Source organism: Gordonibacter faecis, from assembly GCF_030077735.1.
Taxonomy (GTDB): domain Bacteria; phylum Actinomycetota; class Coriobacteriia; order Coriobacteriales; family Eggerthellaceae; genus Gordonibacter; species Gordonibacter faecis.
The window spans coordinates 17,988-32,454 of sequence record NZ_JASJEU010000006.1; the positions used below are offsets into that span (position 1 = coordinate 17,988).

The 14,467-nt window shown below is 61.2% G+C and carries 12 protein-coding genes; 3 read left to right on the top strand and 9 right to left on the bottom strand.

Annotated elements, in window-relative coordinates; translation table 11 throughout:
- Positions 1 to 91 precede the first annotated feature (91 nt).
- Positions 92 to 1,600, top strand: coding sequence for an aldehyde dehydrogenase family protein (locus QNJ86_RS03135; RefSeq protein ID WP_283831129.1), 1,509 nt, complete (start codon positions 92 to 94; stop codon positions 1,598 to 1,600).
- Here QNJ86_RS03135 and QNJ86_RS03140 read toward each other — a convergent pair.
- The 5 genes from QNJ86_RS03140 to QNJ86_RS03160 form a co-directional block, all read right to left on the bottom strand.
- Complete coding sequence (locus QNJ86_RS03140; RefSeq protein WP_347278111.1) at positions 1,597 to 2,682, bottom strand: alpha/beta fold hydrolase; 1,086 nt, start codon at positions 2,680 to 2,682, stop codon at positions 1,597 to 1,599. The two genes, QNJ86_RS03135 and QNJ86_RS03140, sit on opposite strands and share 4 nt — an antisense overlap.
- Positions 2,683 to 2,717: 35 nt before the next feature.
- Positions 2,718 to 3,140 carry a helix-turn-helix domain-containing protein gene (locus tag QNJ86_RS03145; RefSeq protein WP_283831130.1) on the bottom strand — a complete coding sequence of 141 codons (423 nt, stop codon included), beginning with the start codon at positions 3,138 to 3,140 and terminating at the stop codon, positions 2,718 to 2,720.
- 253 nt (positions 3,141 to 3,393) lie between these two features.
- Positions 3,394 to 3,624: a helix-turn-helix domain-containing protein gene (locus tag QNJ86_RS03150; protein ID WP_283831131.1), complete on the bottom strand. Its 231-nt coding sequence runs from the start codon at positions 3,622 to 3,624 to the stop codon at positions 3,394 to 3,396.
- Positions 3,625 to 3,797: 173 nt separating this feature from the next.
- Positions 3,798 to 8,687 (bottom strand): 2-hydroxyacyl-CoA dehydratase, encoded by a 4,890-nt coding sequence (locus QNJ86_RS03155; RefSeq protein ID WP_283831132.1) that lies wholly within the window; start codon positions 8,685 to 8,687, stop codon positions 3,798 to 3,800.
- A gap of 57 nt (positions 8,688 to 8,744) precedes the next feature.
- Positions 8,745 to 9,431: a TetR/AcrR family transcriptional regulator gene (locus QNJ86_RS03160; protein WP_420052779.1), complete on the bottom strand. Its 687-nt coding sequence runs from the start codon at positions 9,429 to 9,431 to the stop codon at positions 8,745 to 8,747.
- 640 nt (positions 9,432 to 10,071) lie between these two features.
- On the opposite strand from QNJ86_RS03160, the gene QNJ86_RS03165 reads away from it, so the two are divergent.
- Entirely contained in the window at positions 10,072 to 11,079 is a 1,008-nt protein-coding gene (locus QNJ86_RS03165) for a biotin--[acetyl-CoA-carboxylase] ligase (RefSeq protein WP_283831133.1), read from the top strand.
- A gap of 74 nt (positions 11,080 to 11,153) precedes the next feature.
- Positions 11,154 to 12,518 (top strand): PFL family protein, encoded by a 1,365-nt coding sequence (locus QNJ86_RS03170; RefSeq protein ID WP_283831134.1) that lies wholly within the window; start codon positions 11,154 to 11,156, stop codon positions 12,516 to 12,518.
- Between the two features lie 30 nt (positions 12,519 to 12,548).
- Here QNJ86_RS03170 and QNJ86_RS03175 read toward each other — a convergent pair whose 3' ends face one another.
- Genes QNJ86_RS03175 through QNJ86_RS03190 form a run of 4 tightly spaced genes read right to left on the bottom strand, consistent with a single transcriptional unit; the run spans position 12,549 to position 14,446 of the window.
- Positions 12,549 to 12,866, bottom strand: a complete 318-nt coding sequence (locus QNJ86_RS03175; protein ID WP_283831135.1) for a type II toxin-antitoxin system RelE/ParE family toxin — start codon at positions 12,864 to 12,866, stop codon at positions 12,549 to 12,551.
- Positions 12,856 to 13,221, bottom strand: coding sequence for a delta-aminolevulinic acid dehydratase (locus QNJ86_RS03180; RefSeq protein WP_283831136.1), 366 nt, complete (start codon positions 13,219 to 13,221; stop codon positions 12,856 to 12,858). Before QNJ86_RS03180 ends, QNJ86_RS03175 begins: the two co-directional genes overlap by 11 nt.
- 56 nt (positions 13,222 to 13,277) lie before the next feature.
- Complete coding sequence (locus tag QNJ86_RS03185; RefSeq protein ID WP_283831137.1) at positions 13,278 to 13,703, bottom strand: hypothetical protein; 426 nt, start codon at positions 13,701 to 13,703, stop codon at positions 13,278 to 13,280.
- The gene (locus QNJ86_RS03190; protein ID WP_283831138.1) at positions 13,700 to 14,446 is read right to left on the bottom strand and encodes a TlyA family RNA methyltransferase; all 747 of its coding nucleotides are present in this window, start codon (positions 14,444 to 14,446) and stop codon (positions 13,700 to 13,702) included. The genes QNJ86_RS03185 and QNJ86_RS03190 overlap by 4 nt, the downstream gene beginning before the upstream one ends.
- Between the last annotated feature and the right edge of the window lie 21 nt (positions 14,447 to 14,467).

Here is a 14,467-nt window from a genome sequence, read left to right on the forward strand (position 1 = left end):
TAACGACCGCGCGTCCCGGCGCGCGGCGCCTTCCTCTGGGCCTATCATCGCACGAACTAACCCACACTTTCAGGAAAAGGAAGGCCCGCCCATGACTTCAGAATCTTCCGTCCGCGCCTCTGCCACACCTGCCGCACCGCGCCCCTACGACGGTCTGGATAAGCTTTTTGTTGCCGGCACCTGGCGCGATGGTGGCAGCGGTGAAACCACCCCCGACGTGAACCCCTACAATCAGAACATCTTGGCTGAGCACGTGCTGGCCGACCGCCACGATCTGGACGAAGCGTACGCAGCCGCCGCACGCGCCCAACACGAGTGGGCCGCCGCTGCGCCCGCCGAGCGCGCGAACGTGTTGGCCCGCGCCGTGCGCATCTTCGACGAACGCCGCGAGGAACTGATTGGCTGGTGCCAGCGCGAATCGGGCAGCGTCCGCGCAAAAGCCGAGTTCGAGGTGAGCGCCGCGCGCGATATTACTGCGGAGGCCGCGTCGTTCCCCTACCGCATGGACGGCGACATTTTCGGCTCCGACATACCGCACAAGGAAAACCGCGTCTACCGCCAGCCACTGGGCGTGGTGGGTGTCATCAGCCCGTGGAACTTCCCCATGAATTTGTCGAACCGCTCGGTGGCCACGGCTCTGGGCTGCGGAAACACGGTGGTATTGAAGCCCGCCAGCGACACGCCTATCACGGGCGGCCTGCTTCTGGCAAAGATTTACGAAGAAGCGGGCTTGCCGGCTGGCGCGCTGTCGGTGCTGGTGGGACGCGGCAGTGTCATTGGCGATTACTTCGTGGAGCACCCCGTGCCGAAACTCATCACGTTCACGGGTTCCACGGCCGTCGGTCGCGGCATCGCCGCCAAGACAGTCGCGGGAACACGCATCAAGCGCGTGGCACTGGAGCTGGGCGGCAACTGCCCCTTGGTGGTGCTTGACGATGCCGACGTGGAACGCGCCGTAGATATCGCCATCATCGGACGCTTTTTACACCAGGGGCAAATCTGCATGAGCACGAACCGCATTATTGTGGACGCCTCGATAGCGAACGCCTTCACTGAACGCTTTGTGGAGCGCGCGAGCAACCTGGTGTGCGGCGACCCGCTGGATCCGGCCACCAACATTGGTCCTATCATCAACGAATCCCAGCTCAACGGCCTGTTGGACAAGGTAAAGCGCGCCGAAGAGCAAGGTGCCCGCGTGCTTCTGCACGGCGAGCCGGAAGGCCTCGTGCTGCCGCCCGTGGTGTTTGGCGACGTGGACCCCATCTGGGACATCGCCCTACAAGAAAGCTTCGGCCCGCTGGCACCCATCATCGTGACACACGGAGAGGACGAAGCGCTCGAGTGTGCAAACATGAGCGACTACGGGCTGTCATCGGCCGTGGTGGGTGGCGACGTGGAGCGCGCGACCGCCTTCGCCTTGAAGATTGACGCCGGCATGACCCACGTGAACGACATGTCCGTGGCCGACGAGCGTCACGTGCCCTTCGGCGGCGAGAAGAACTCGGGACTCGGCCGTTTCAACGGCCGCTGGATCCTTGAAGAAATGACCCGCACCCACTGGACCAGCATCCAACACGCCCCCCACCCCTACCCGTTCTAGGAGGTTACCTGGTCAAGCGCGGCTGCGAACTCCATGGGGTGCTCGAAGTGGATATCATGTCCACTTTTGATGCGCACGGTTTCGCAGTCGCGCACCAGCTCTTGCACGTGCGCGGCATCTTCGTCCGTGTTTGCGGCGTAAAGCAGGCCGTCTTCGCCATAGTTTGTTTCAGCCTTCAGATACACCGTGGGACATTCGATGCGAGCAAGCAGATCTACCTGGTCAACGTCCACGAAAAACGTACCCGTGTAGAACGCCTCGCTGAAGCGCGGGTCAAACGCGTCGAAGAAGTACATGCCGCGCACCCAGTCCCGGGGCACCCACGAAAGCGTCACGTGGCCGGTGGGGTTCACGGCGCGCTCGGCCGCCGTCCATTCGGCAATCCTTGGCTGCAAGCCTCCGAACAGGCCAAACAGGTAGCTGTGCTGCGCGTAGTACACGGCGTAGTCGTCCACTTCGTCCTGGTTGAGGAACGCGTGGGTCACCTCAAAGCCGTCTTTCCACGCAAAGCAGCCGGGAGGCGCCTGCATTTCTTCGGGTGTCACGTGGAAGAACGGTGGGTCCTCAAGCAGGCACCCTGTGACGCGTTCGGCATCGTTCGCCGCAAGCCACGCCGCGATGATGCCACCCGATGAATGGCCCGACACTGCGTAGGGCTCGCCTATCACCTGCGTGGCGAACGCCTTCAGCGCCGCGCCCTGAGCGTTGAGTGAATAGAGCGCCGGGTCATGCGCCGACTCGCCGTGACCAAAGCAATCGACGGCAAACACGTGGTAGCGCGTTGCCAGATCGGGCAGCACCCGCGCGTAGTCTTCCCACTGCATGCCTTGGCCGTGCACCAGCAGCACGGCCGGCCCGTTGTTGGGGCCCTCGGCGTAGTTCACAGTTGCGCCATCAATCGCAGCCTGGTGCTCCATGAAGCCGGCGGCCTGCGCTTTTGCGAGGTCGCGCTCCTCTCCGTGCCGGTTGCCATCTACGTACACGGCCAGCGCGATGGCCGCCGCCGCAATCGCCACCACAACTACGATGCCCACTGCCATGGCAACCTTCTTTCCCCTGCCGCTCCCCTTGCCTTTGCCCATTGCGAGCCCCCTTCCGCCCGCCGGGAGGGGCGGGGTCAGCCGTTCAAATGTGCACGCATCGCTTCGATGCGCTCCATGAAGTCGTCAGCCTTCATCAGGGCGAGGCCTTGATCTTCGTCGCCCAGCACCAGCAGCGCGTCGCCCGGCATGATGCCGAACAGCTCGCGCGCCTGCTTCGGGATAACAATCTGCCCGCGCTCACCCACCGTCACAGTGCCGAACAGGTGCTTTCCCCGTGGTGGCATGGGCAGCCCCGTGCCGCGCGCATCGTAGGCCACCAGCGCGTCAAGCGACACGTCGAGCGCCGCAGCCAGCGCACCCGCGTTTGCCAGGTCGGGCGACGTTTCGCCGGTCTCCCACTTCGTCACCGTCTGCCGCGACACACCCAGCCGCTCCGCCAACTGCTCCTGCGTAAGGCCCAGCATCTTGCGCCTACTCTGAATGTTCTGACCAATCATGTTTTTCATACTCCCAACAAACCCATAGTACCCCGCCAACCAGCCCCACACCACCAACCAATCATGGCATGAGAAACGTATTTTGTCGCGTTTGATTTACAAAATGAAACGACTCCCGCAATCACGATACTTGCCGAAGCCTTAATCCTTCAAGGCGGAAATAGGGTGACGGGAGTCTCTTGCTTGTCTCTTACGTGAAAATGCACGCCTATTGAGCAAATTTGCTCAATAGGCGCGTGGCGACTCTTCTCTGTCAGTCGATGAACAGGTCGGAGTGGAAGAATTCTTCCAGGGTTATGCCGAGGCCTTTGACGATTTTCTCAAGGTTGATGGCTGCCACGTTTCGTCTTCCCGTTTCTACTTCGCCGAAATAGGAACGGGACATGCCAATGAGGTTCGCGAACGCCTCTTGGCTCAGCCCTTGGTCCATGCGCAGCTCTTTGATGCGCAGGCCAATCTTGCATCGGATGTCATAGGTGCGCACGAGGCCTCCTTTCGCCCACCCATGATTTACGATGCACCGATATAAGTTGACCCGCTATAAGCGGCTATCCGGCAGCGGGCACCGTATGCGAGCGATTTACGGAAACCGGCAAGAACGGGCGGAAGAAGTGGGCGAAAAAGAAGGAGGCCCGGCGGCCTCCTTCTTTTTCGTGTTTACGCCTCTTTGGTCTCTATCTCCAGTTTACCAAGCTTGTCTTGGCGGGCGTGAGGTCGCCCGGCGTCGACGAAGCGGTCGCGCTCGGCTTTCGCCTCGGCCTCCTTGTCGGCGAGGTTCGCCTTCGCCACACTAATCATCAGTTTGATGCGGTTGAGCTGGTTCACCTCGGACGCGCCGGGGTCGTAGTCCACGGCCACAATGTTGCTATCCGGATAGCGGCGGCGCAGCTCCTTGATGACGGCCTTGCCCACCACGTGGTTCGGCAGGCACGCGAAGGGCTGCGTGCACACCACGTTCGGCGCGCCGGTGCGAATAAGTTCCACCATCTCGGCCGTGAGCAGCCAGCCCTCGCCCATCGAGTTGCACAAGGACAGGATTTCACTCGCGTATTCGGCCAACTCGTAGATATCCGCCGGCGGCTCAAAGCGGCTCGACGTGGCAAGCGCCTTCGTCACCGGTGCACGCAGTTTCGCAATGGCCCAAAGCCCTATGCGGCTGCCGATGGCGCCCTTCGCCGAACGCCCGAGCGGGTCTTTCTGGAAAATGCCGCCCGCAATGCCGAACAGAAAGAACTCGGCCAGGCCGGGCACCACGGCCTCGCAGCCTTCGCGCTCGATCACGTCAACAATCTGGTTGTTCGCCGTCGGGTGGAACTTCACGAGGATCTCACCCACCACACCCACGCGCGGCTTCGTGCCTTCACCTTGCAGCGGCAGCGTGTCGAAGTCTTCCACGATGCGGCGCGCCGTGTCTTTGAATATGCGGCGTTTGAGGCCCTGGCGTAGTTGACCCTTGCACACGGCCATCCAGTGATCGAACAGGCGGTTAGCGCTGCCTGGCTCCAGTTCATAGGGGCGCGTGCGGTAGAGCGCCATCATGAGCAGGTCGCCGTAGAAGATGGCGTAGGCCGCCTGCAGCAGCATGGCAGGCGTCACCTTGAAGCCGGGGTTGCTCTCGCCGAGGTCCTTGAACGACAGCGCGATCACGGGGATGTGCGACAGCCCCACCGCGGCCAGCGCCTTGCGGATGAGCGAGATATAGTTGGTGGCGCGGCAGCCGCCGCCCGTTTGGGTGATGATGACGGCCAGCTTGTCGGTGTCGTAGCGACCGCTCATGACCGCTTCCATAATTTGGCCTGTGACCAGGATAGACGGGTAGCAAATGTCGTTGTTCACGTACTTGAGGCCCGCGTCCACCGCGCCGTGGTCCACCGACGGCAACAGCTCCAAGTTGTAGCCGTTGCGCGCGAAAATGTCGATAAGCAGCTCGAAGTGGATCGGTGCCATCTGCGGACAGAGAATGGTGTAGCCCGCATCCTTCATCTCCTGCGTGAACACGGCGCGCGGGAATTCGGTGGTGGCACCTTCGCGCTGGCGGAAGCGCTCAATCACCTCGGGCGCGGCCTTTTCCGTGAACGTTTCGGGCGTGGCACCCGCCACTTTTTCGGCGATGGAGGCCTCGGTGTCGCCCGTGCGCACGTCAACGGCGGCCTCGGGCGTGGCTTCAAACGTTGCGGGGTCGAATGTCATCGCCGGGCAGCCGCGTGGCATGAGTTCGGATTCGGCCCGGTCATCGGCCTGATCCTTGAGCGCGGCCAACAGGCTACGCACGCGAATGCGCGCCGCACCGAGGTTCGACACCTCGTCAATCTTGAGGACGGTGTACACCTTCCCCGCCGCTTCGAGAATTTCCTGCACCTGGTCGGTGGTGAGCGCATCCAAGCCGCAGCCGAAGCTGTTGAGCTGAATGAGATCGAGGTCGGCGCGCTCGGTGGCCACCTTGGCGGCGGCGTAGAGGCGTGTGTGGTACATCCACTGGTCCACGAGGCGAATGGGGCGCTCAAGCGTGCCCAGGTGAGCGACCGAATCTTCCGTGAGCACGGCCAGACCGAAGCTGGTCAAAAGCTCGGGGATGGCGTGGTTGATCTCGGGGTCGTTGTGGTACGGGCGGCCCGCCAGCACAATGCCGTGCGTGCCGGTGGCCTCCATCCAGGCGAGCGTTTCCTCGCCCTTCGCGCGGATGTCGCGCTTGAAGGCCTCGTCTTCGGCCCAGGCGGCCTCCACGGCGGCGTCCACTTCGGCCTGCGTCGGCGCACCAGCCGCGCCCATGAGTTCGGGATGCGCCTCAATCAGTTCCACATACAGGCGCTTCTTCAGGTGATCCTTTTGGTCGTAGGGCAGCCAGGGGTTGAGGAACTGCGTCGGCGAATCGCGCAGCTCGTCGATGTTCAGGCGCAGCGCCTCGGGGTAGCTGGCCACAATGGGGCAGTTGAAGTGGTTGCCGGCGCCTTCGTCTTCCTGGCGCTCCCACTTGCTGCACGGGAACCAGATGAAATCCGGGTGCTTGTCCAGCAGGTTCATAATGTGGCCGTGGCTGAGTTTGGCCGGGTAGCACACCGATTCGCTCGGCATAGACTCGATGCCCGCCTCGTAGGTTTTCTTCGTGGACGGATCGGACAACACCACGCGCCACCCCAGCTTCGTGAAGAATGTGAACCAGAACGGGTAGTTTTCGTACAGGTTGAGCGCGCGCGGGATACCCACGGTTCCGCGCGGGGCGGCCTCGGCGGGCAGCGGCTCGTACACGTCGAACAGGCGCTGGCTCTTGTATTCGAAGAGGTTGGGCACTGTGCTCTTGTTCTCGTCGAACGTGCCCGCGCCCTTTTCGCAGCGATTGCCCGTGATGAAGCGGCGGTGCTTGCCGGTAACGTCATCTTTGCCGAAATCATTCACGGTGAGCAGGCAATGGTTTTCGCACGCCTTGCAGCGCACCGTCTTATGGGTAGGTGAGAGAGCTGCAAGTTGCTCGAGCGAGAGCAGATTGGAGGTGACTTTACCTGTGGGACGGGCGGCATCCTCCGGGGCTTCGCTCAGAAGCTCCGCAGCCTTCGCTCCACCCCGCAGGATGCCGCCCTGGTTCGTTGTTGAGTCAACCTGTGTGTCTGTATCAGCACGAGCAGCTTGCTGCTGGGTGAGGGGGGTCAACCTGCGAACTTCATCGTGGTAGCGGTCGCGCGCGAGCAGGGCGGCGCCGAAGGCACCCATGTTGCCGGCAATGTCCGGGCGCACGGCGTTGACCTCGGACAACTGCTCGAACGCGCGCAGCACAGCGTCGTTTAAGAACGTGCCGCCCTGCACGATGACCTTCGTGCCCACATCGTGCGGGTCACGAATCTTGATAACTTTGAAGAGCGCGTTCTTGATAACGGAGATGGCCAGGCCCGCGGCGATATCGCCCACGGTGGCGCCTTCCTTCTGCGCCTGCTTCACGCGGGAGTTCATGAACACGGTGCAGCGACTGCCCAGGTCAACGGGGCGCTCAGCCTCAATGGCGGTCTGGGCGAACTCAGCCACGTCCAGGTTCAGACCCGTGGCGAAGCTTTCGATGAAACTGCCACAGCCCGACGAGCACGCCTCGTTTAGCATGATGTGGTCGATCACGCCGTCCTTCACGCGCAGGCACTTCATGTCTTGGCCGCCAATGTCCAGGATGAACTCCACGCCCGGCAGCATTTCCTGCGCGCCGCGCAGGTGAGCCACCGTTTCGATTTCGCCTGAGTCCACGCGCAGGGCTTCCAGCAGCAGGTGCTCGCCGTAGCCCGTTACCGTGGCGTGACCGATGGTGACCAGCGGCTCGCCCGTTTCGGCATCCACCGGCATGGCGTTGTACAGGTTGGACAGCGCAGCGCGGGCGCAGCCCAGCACGTCGCCCTTGTTGCTGGCGTAGTGCGACCACAGAAGCGCGCCGTCCTCGCCGATGAGCGCAGCCTTGAACGTGGTGGAACCCGCGTCAATGCCCAGGTAGGCCACACCCGTGTAGTCCATGAGGTTGCTGCGACGCACGCATTCGCCGTCGTGGCGCTGCTTGAACTCGTTGTATTCGGCTTCGTTCGCGAACAGCGGGGCCAGGCGCACCACCTCGGAGCCCTGAATGTCGCCGAGGTTCTTCAGGCGGTCAAGCACGTCAGCCAAACGCTCAGACTTCACCGTGTCGCTGGTTGCGCCCGCCATGGCGCAGCCGCTGGCCACGAACAGGTGGGCGTTGTCGGGCACGATGATGTGCTCATCGTCCAGGTTGAGCGTTTCGTAGAAGCGTTTGCGCAGTTCAGGGAGATATTGCAAGGGGCCGCCGAGGAAGGCCACATGGCCGCGGATGGGGCGGCCACACGCGAGGCCGCTGATGGTTTGCGTCACAACCGACTGGAAGATGGAGGCCGCGATGTCCTCCTTGCGCGCGCCTTCGTTGAGCAGCGGTTGCACGTCGGTTTTGGCGAACACGCCACAGCGGCTGGCGATGGGATAAATAGTGGTCGCGCCCTGGGCCAGCACGTTGAGGCCGCCCGCATCGGTGTTCAGCAGTGACGCCATCTGGTCGATGAACGCGCCCGTGCCGCCGGCGCACGTGCCGTTCATGCGCTGCTCGATGCCCTGATCGAAGTAGATGATCTTCGCGTCCTCGCCGCCCAGCTCAATGGCCACGTCGGTGGCAGGGATGAACGTTTCCACGGCGGTTTTGGAGGCGATGACTTCCTGCACGAATTCCACGCCAAGCCACTGGGCCAGCAGAAGGCCGCCCGAACCCGTGATGGCAATGGTCATACGCTCGCCACCGAAATCGACGGCGGCTTCTTCCAGCACCTCCACGATGGTGGCACGCACGTCGGCGTGGTGGCGGCGGTAGACGGAGAACTTCACGTTGTGTGCGTCGTCCAAGATGGCCAGCTTCACCGTGGTGGAGCCGACGTCAATGCCGATATGCAGCGAACCTTCCGCGGCGGGTGCAGCCGCAGGCGCAACGGCCGGGGCAGCCGTCGCCGTCTCGGGCACCTTCGCCTTTGTGACCTGCGAGTTCTTCTGTTCGCTTTCGTTCATGGGCTCGTTCGCCATGACCTTCTCCTTCACGTGCTCTCGTGTGACTCGCCGACAGCCCCTTCGCCGTCGACGTTATAGGGTGATTGATTCGCCCGGCTTGATGAAGAACAGCCGCATGGCCACCAGGGCCATTTCCTCCGAGCTTTCTTGCATGCCCGTTTCTATCCAGCGCTCGATGACGCCGAGGTAGGCCGAGGCGAAAAACGCCACGTAGTAGCCCACGAACGGCGAGGGGTCGTTGCGGTAACGCTCATGCAAGATGGACTGGACGAGGTTCGTGCAGATGGAATCGCGCAGCCGCGGCCCGAAACGCACGTCGCCGCCGGGGCCGAGGACCGCGTGCAAAAAGTCGCCCTGTTCGCGCAGGTAGTCGAACAGTTCCACAAGGAACGGCAGCGGCTTTTTGCGCGCGCGGTACGTCAAAAGGCGACGCACGGTGAGTTCCTGCATCTGTTCTTGGAAGCGCTCAAGGTCGTCCATGACCTCGTCTTCAAGCGCTGCGAGCAGGGATTCCTTGTCGTGGAAGTGGTTGTAGAACGTGCCGCGGTTAAGGTCCGCGCGGGCACAGAGATCGTTCACGCTGAAGCCGTCAAAGCCGCGCTCTTCCATAAGCTCGATGAGCGCATCGCGCAGGGCTCGCTTCGAACGCGTAATACGGCGATCTTCGCTACACGGCTCCCCCACGTGCCGCGCCCGCTCAGGCGCGCACTTCACCGCAGAGGGCGCCATCGTCGTACGCGAGGCAAGTGAAACAGCCATAGTCCCCCAATTGAACACCCGGACCAATAATGAACAACCTGTCTAATAATGACCATTATAGCTGCTAAACCCCCAAAGAGCAACGCAGAACCAAACAACGAAACAACGAGTGATAGCAACAACCCTCTTCAAAACAATCAATTTTTAATCCATTAGTTGATTGAATGATTAAACTTCCAATGCTTAAAAAAGCAACGTTTCAAACACTTAACGATCGCAGCAACCAACGGCCGAAGCAGTTAACTTTCGAAACAAGCCTGGTCAACATCTAGTTAGTGAAGCCCCCCAACTGTCGCCGCAATAATACTCCCTCCCCCTGCGCCAAAATGTTTCACGTGAAACATGCGTTCGTGAAACATTCATCGCAAATAATTCGTTAAGAAACATTCGTTATGAATAATTCATTGCTGAAAATACGCCTCTTCCATTCGCTCTCATTTTTTTCACGCACGAAAAAGTGATTAACAAAATAACGCGTGACTAAAAAACGGATGACCGATGACTAAAAAAGGAATAACGAAAAAATCGTTGATCAAAAAATGAGTGGCGAAAAAGTTAATTGTCACCTTTAATTTATTCTTTCGTTGACAATGAGGGACGGGGGCTTCTACGCTAGGGAAGTCGGCGAGAAAGGGCAAAGATGGCAACGAAAGATCGGTTGTTACGGCTTTTGGAGAATCGGCGGGAGCGGTTCGTGTCGGGCGAGGTGCTGGCGCGTGAACTGGGCGTAAGCCGCAACGCAGTGTGGAAAGCCGTAGGATTGTTGCGAGCCGAGGGATACGCAGTTGAAGCGGTCACCAACCGTGGGTATCGGCTGGCGCAGGAAAACGACGTGCTGTCGCCGCAAAGCATCGAACACTTCTTACCCGAAGAACACCCCTTCACCATATCCGTGCGCAAGCGCGTGGACTCGACGAACGCCGAAGCACGCCGTCGCGCGCTTGAAGGCGCGCCCGAGGGCACCGTCGTGGTGGCCGAAGAGCAAACGGCCGGCCGCGGTCGCCGTGGCAAATCGTTTTTCTCGCCAGCGGAAACCGGGTTGTACTTAAGCGTGCTTCTGCGCCCCTCGCTGGCCGCTGATCAGGCACACTACCTCACGTGCGCCGCCGCCGTCGCAGGCGCGAGGGCCATCGAGCACGTCACCGGCCGCGCTGTGCTCATCAAGTGGGTGAACGACCTCTACTGCGACGGCCGAAAAGTCGCCGGCATTCTCACGGAAGGCGTCGTCGACATGGAGTCGGGGCTCCTTGATCACGCGGTGCTCGGCATCGGCATAAACGTGAAGCCGCCACACGAAGGCTTCCCCACCACTCTCGACGACACGGCAGGCACCGTGTGCGACGAACAGGTGGGTGCAATCCGCAGCGAGCTGGCCGCCGCCGTGCTCCAGCACTTCTGGAGCCTCTACCAGCAAAAAGACAGCCAACCCTTCTACGAAGAATACCGCAAACGCTGCTTCCTCATCGGCCAAAACGTGGTGGTAACGCGCAACAACTCCCGCGTGCGCGCCCGCGCCGTCGACCTCACCCACGACTTCAAGCTGGTGGTGGAACTCCCCAACAAAACGCGGCTGGAACTTCCCTACGGCGAGGTAAGCACGCGCCCCCTTCCGCCCGCCGCCCTGGGGAGAAACGCCGAAAACAGCTGAACCGTCCACCCGCGGCGCACCGGGTTTGCTAGACTGGGACAACACACCTGAATCAGAGAGAAGGACGGGGCACCATGCAGATCACGCCGGCCGAAATTGCCGAAACGCTTGCGATGGTAAGCAAGCAGCACCTCGACATCCGCACTATCACGCTGGGACTGAACCTGCGCGGCTGCACGGACGCGGACATCGACGTGATGGCGCGCAAGGTGTACGACCGCATGACAAGCGCCGCCGAGCGCCTCGTGCCCACCGCTGAACAGCTGGAACGCGAATTCGGCATCCCTATTGTGAACAAGCGCATCTCCGTCACACCCATCGCTGAGATCTGCGCCGCCACCAACGCGACCGATCTCACGCCCATCGCCGTAGCCATGGACCGCGCGGGTAAAGAAGTGGGCGTCGACTTCGTGGGCGGCTTTTCCGCGCTCGTTCACAAGGGTGCATCAAAGGCCGACCACAAACTCATGGACTCTATCCCCCACGCGCTGTCCGTCACCGACAACGTATGCTCGTCGGTGAACGTGGGCTCCACGCGCGCGGGCATTAACATGGACGCCGTGCTGAAAATGGCGGGTATCATCAAGGCCACGGCCGAAGCCACGGCCGACCGCCAGTGCATCGGCGCAGGTAAACTGGTAGTTTTCTGCAACGCCGTGGAGGATAACCCTTTCATGGCCGGCGCCTTCCACGGCTCGGGCGAGGCCGACGAAGTGGTGAACGTGGGCGTATCCGGCCCTGGCGTCGTGCGCGCCGTGCTGGCCGACCTGCCGAAAGATGCCGACATCACGTCGGTGGCCGAGGCTATTAAGGCCACCGCGTTCAAGATCACGCGCGCGGGCGAACTCATGGCACGCGAGGCATCGCAGCGCCTGGGTGTGCAGCAGGGTATCTTGGACCTGTCGCTCGCACCGACGCCCGCCGAGGGCGATTCCGTGGCCGAGATTCTGGAAGCCATCGGCGTGGGCCAGTGCGGCGGCCCCGGCACCACGGCGGCGCTCGCCATGCTGAACGACGCCGTGAAAAAGGGCGGCGTCATGGCGTCGTCGTCAGTCGGCGGCCTGTCCGGCGCATTCATCCCCGTGTCCGAGGACGCCGGAATGATTCGCGCAGCCGAAGACGGCGCACTGTCGCTGGAGAAGCTGGAAGCCATGACCTGCGTGTGCTCCGTGGGCCTGGACATGATTGCCGTGCCGGGCGACACCTCCGTGGAAACCATCTTCGGCATTATCGCTGATGAGTGCGCTATCGGCATGATCAACAACAAGACCACCGCCGTGCGCCTGATCCCCGCCATCGGCAAAACCGTGGGCGACCAGCTCGACTTCGGCGGCCTTCTGGGCTACGCCCCCGTCATGCCCGTGAACAGCCACGCCGGTACCACCTTCGCCCACCGCGGCGGCCGCATGCCCGCCCCGTTAAACTCGCTCAAGAATTAAGACGCGACACACAACCCTTTATGCTCACCATCAACGCCAATCAATTACCTGTCGAGCTGGCGATTGGCGTTGATGAAAGAATCGCAGCCATATAACAGCTTCCTCTTCAACAACGTAAACAATAAGGTAGTGTGAGAGCGGATACTCGCGATACGGGCGATTTTGAAAATACTCTTTTGTCGATATCGCACGCACGAACGGATTCGCCTTGAGTACTTCTCTCGCTTCGTCAATTTCATCTGCAAGTTGTCTCGCAGCTTCAAGAGAACCCTGTTTGAAAATGAGATACTGCACGGCATGGTCATAGTCGTCCTCAAAAGCCTCGGTGCGCAGAACCTCATAACCCATACTTGGCCCTTATTCGCTCCTGCATCTCATCAACAGCGCCCACTCTGCCTTCAGCAATGTCGCGCTCAGCCTCATTGAGTTTGTCTTTTACCGAAACAACTTTTTTCTTCATCTCCTTATAGTGAGAAATGAGTTCTTCGCCGTCGTACCCTTCTTTGATGAGATAGCGCAATATATCAACAGTCACATCCTCATCATCGACATCAAGAGGCTGCAGAAACATACCCTTGTCAGTCCAGGTACACAGCGCATAGTCCTTAAATCCAGCGCTCTCGTACACTTTCGCTGGAATCGTGATCTGACGCTTACTGGATATTTTGAGAGTAAGCGGTTCCGCCATTGCTGCCACGCCCATACTGCCTCCTTACCAAGCGCTTGGTGCTTGGTAAAGTATAGCATAAACAGGCACACTTATGAACGCTTCTCACCTTCCACTTCCGCCGCTTCCGCAGGCGCAGTCGCCGTCGTCTTCGCATCCTCCCGCCGTCGTGACGACTGGACGAATTCGAAGAAGGCGAAACCGATGGAGACGATGGTGAGTACCGAGACGATGAGTTGCGACATGGCGGTGGCGTACTCTGCTTGCTCGGGCTCAACTACGCCGAGAATCAAATAATACGCGCACCAGATAAGCCCCAGCGCAAGGAACAAAACCGTCACGAACTTGAGAACCGCGCTGACGGCGCGCAGAAGCCGCGCCGTCCGTTCCACCTGATCGGCGGAATACGGCCGTGCTTTCCCCGACCGGCGGCGCACGCCCACCTTAACCGCGCCGCCCAAAAAACCAATGAACAATCCTACCGATAGCGCGCAGCATATTTGGAAAAGGTAGTTCACGCTTCGCTCCCGCCTCCTTGGTACACCGCGCGCACGAGGTATTCCACGTTACCCTCGGGCCCGGTGATGGGCGACTCCACAACCCCCGTTGGCTCGAAGCCAGCCGCCTCAAGCGCCGCGCGCACTTCTTCCACCGTGCGTTGTCGCACCGCCTCATCGCGCACCACACCGCGCTCCGTCTCGTTGGGTCGCGACTCGAACTGCGGTTTCACAAGCCCAATAAACACACTTCCCACCTGCGAAAACCGCGCGAACACGGGAGCGAGCGCCGCCAGGCCAATGAAGCTGAGATCAGCCACCAGCACATCAAACGGCGCGCCCAACTCCGCAGGGTCGGCCAGCTTCACGTTCGTGCGCTCGAACACACTCACGCGCGCGTCCTGCCGCAGCTTCCACGCCAGTTGGCCGTAGTTCACGTCCACGCACGCCACGCTGGCCGCGCCCGCCTGTAGCAGACAATCGGTGAAACCGCCGGTTGACGACCCAATATCCAAGCATCGCAGCCCGCGCACGTCTTGCGCAAACGCATCAAGTGCGCCCTGCAGCTTGTGACCGCCACGCGACACAAAACGCTTGCAGCCCTTCACCACCACCGCGGCGTCAGGCGCCACGCGCACGGCGGCACCCGTGGCGTACACGTCGTCCACCTTCACCTCGTGCGCGAGCACCGCCCGCAAGGCCGCGTCCGCGTCCGGGAAATAGCCCTGCTCAACCAGCAGGGTATCAAGTCGGATTTTCTTCATGAAGAACAGTATAGCGCAGCC

What these genes read in the sequence shown, in the direction of transcription:
- QNJ86_RS03135 (WP_283831129.1), top strand. Translation starts at nt 92, where the DNA reads ATGACTTCAGAATCTTCCGTCCGCGCCTCTGCCACACCTGCCGCACCG.
- QNJ86_RS03140 (WP_347278111.1), bottom strand. Translation starts at nt 2,682, where the DNA reads ATGGGCAAAGGCAAGGGGAGCGGCAGGGGAAAGAAGGTTGCCATGGCA.
- QNJ86_RS03145 (WP_283831130.1), bottom strand. Translation starts at nt 3,140, where the DNA reads ATGATTGGTCAGAACATTCAGAGTAGGCGCAAGATGCTGGGCCTTACG.
- QNJ86_RS03155 (WP_283831132.1), bottom strand. Translation starts at nt 8,687, where the DNA reads ATGGCGAACGAGCCCATGAACGAAAGCGAACAGAAGAACTCGCAGGTC.
- QNJ86_RS03160 (WP_420052779.1), bottom strand. Translation starts at nt 9,431, where the DNA reads ATGGCTGTTTCACTTGCCTCGCGTACGACGATGGCGCCCTCTGCGGTG.
- QNJ86_RS03165 (WP_283831133.1), top strand. Translation starts at nt 10,072, where the DNA reads ATGGCAACGAAAGATCGGTTGTTACGGCTTTTGGAGAATCGGCGGGAG.
- QNJ86_RS03170 (WP_283831134.1), top strand. Translation starts at nt 11,154, where the DNA reads ATGCAGATCACGCCGGCCGAAATTGCCGAAACGCTTGCGATGGTAAGC.
- QNJ86_RS03175 (WP_283831135.1), bottom strand. Translation starts at nt 12,866, where the DNA reads ATGGGTTATGAGGTTCTGCGCACCGAGGCTTTTGAGGACGACTATGAC.
- QNJ86_RS03180 (WP_283831136.1), bottom strand. Translation starts at nt 13,221, where the DNA reads ATGGGCGTGGCAGCAATGGCGGAACCGCTTACTCTCAAAATATCCAGT.
- QNJ86_RS03190 (WP_283831138.1), bottom strand. Translation starts at nt 14,446, where the DNA reads ATGAAGAAAATCCGACTTGATACCCTGCTGGTTGAGCAGGGCTATTTC.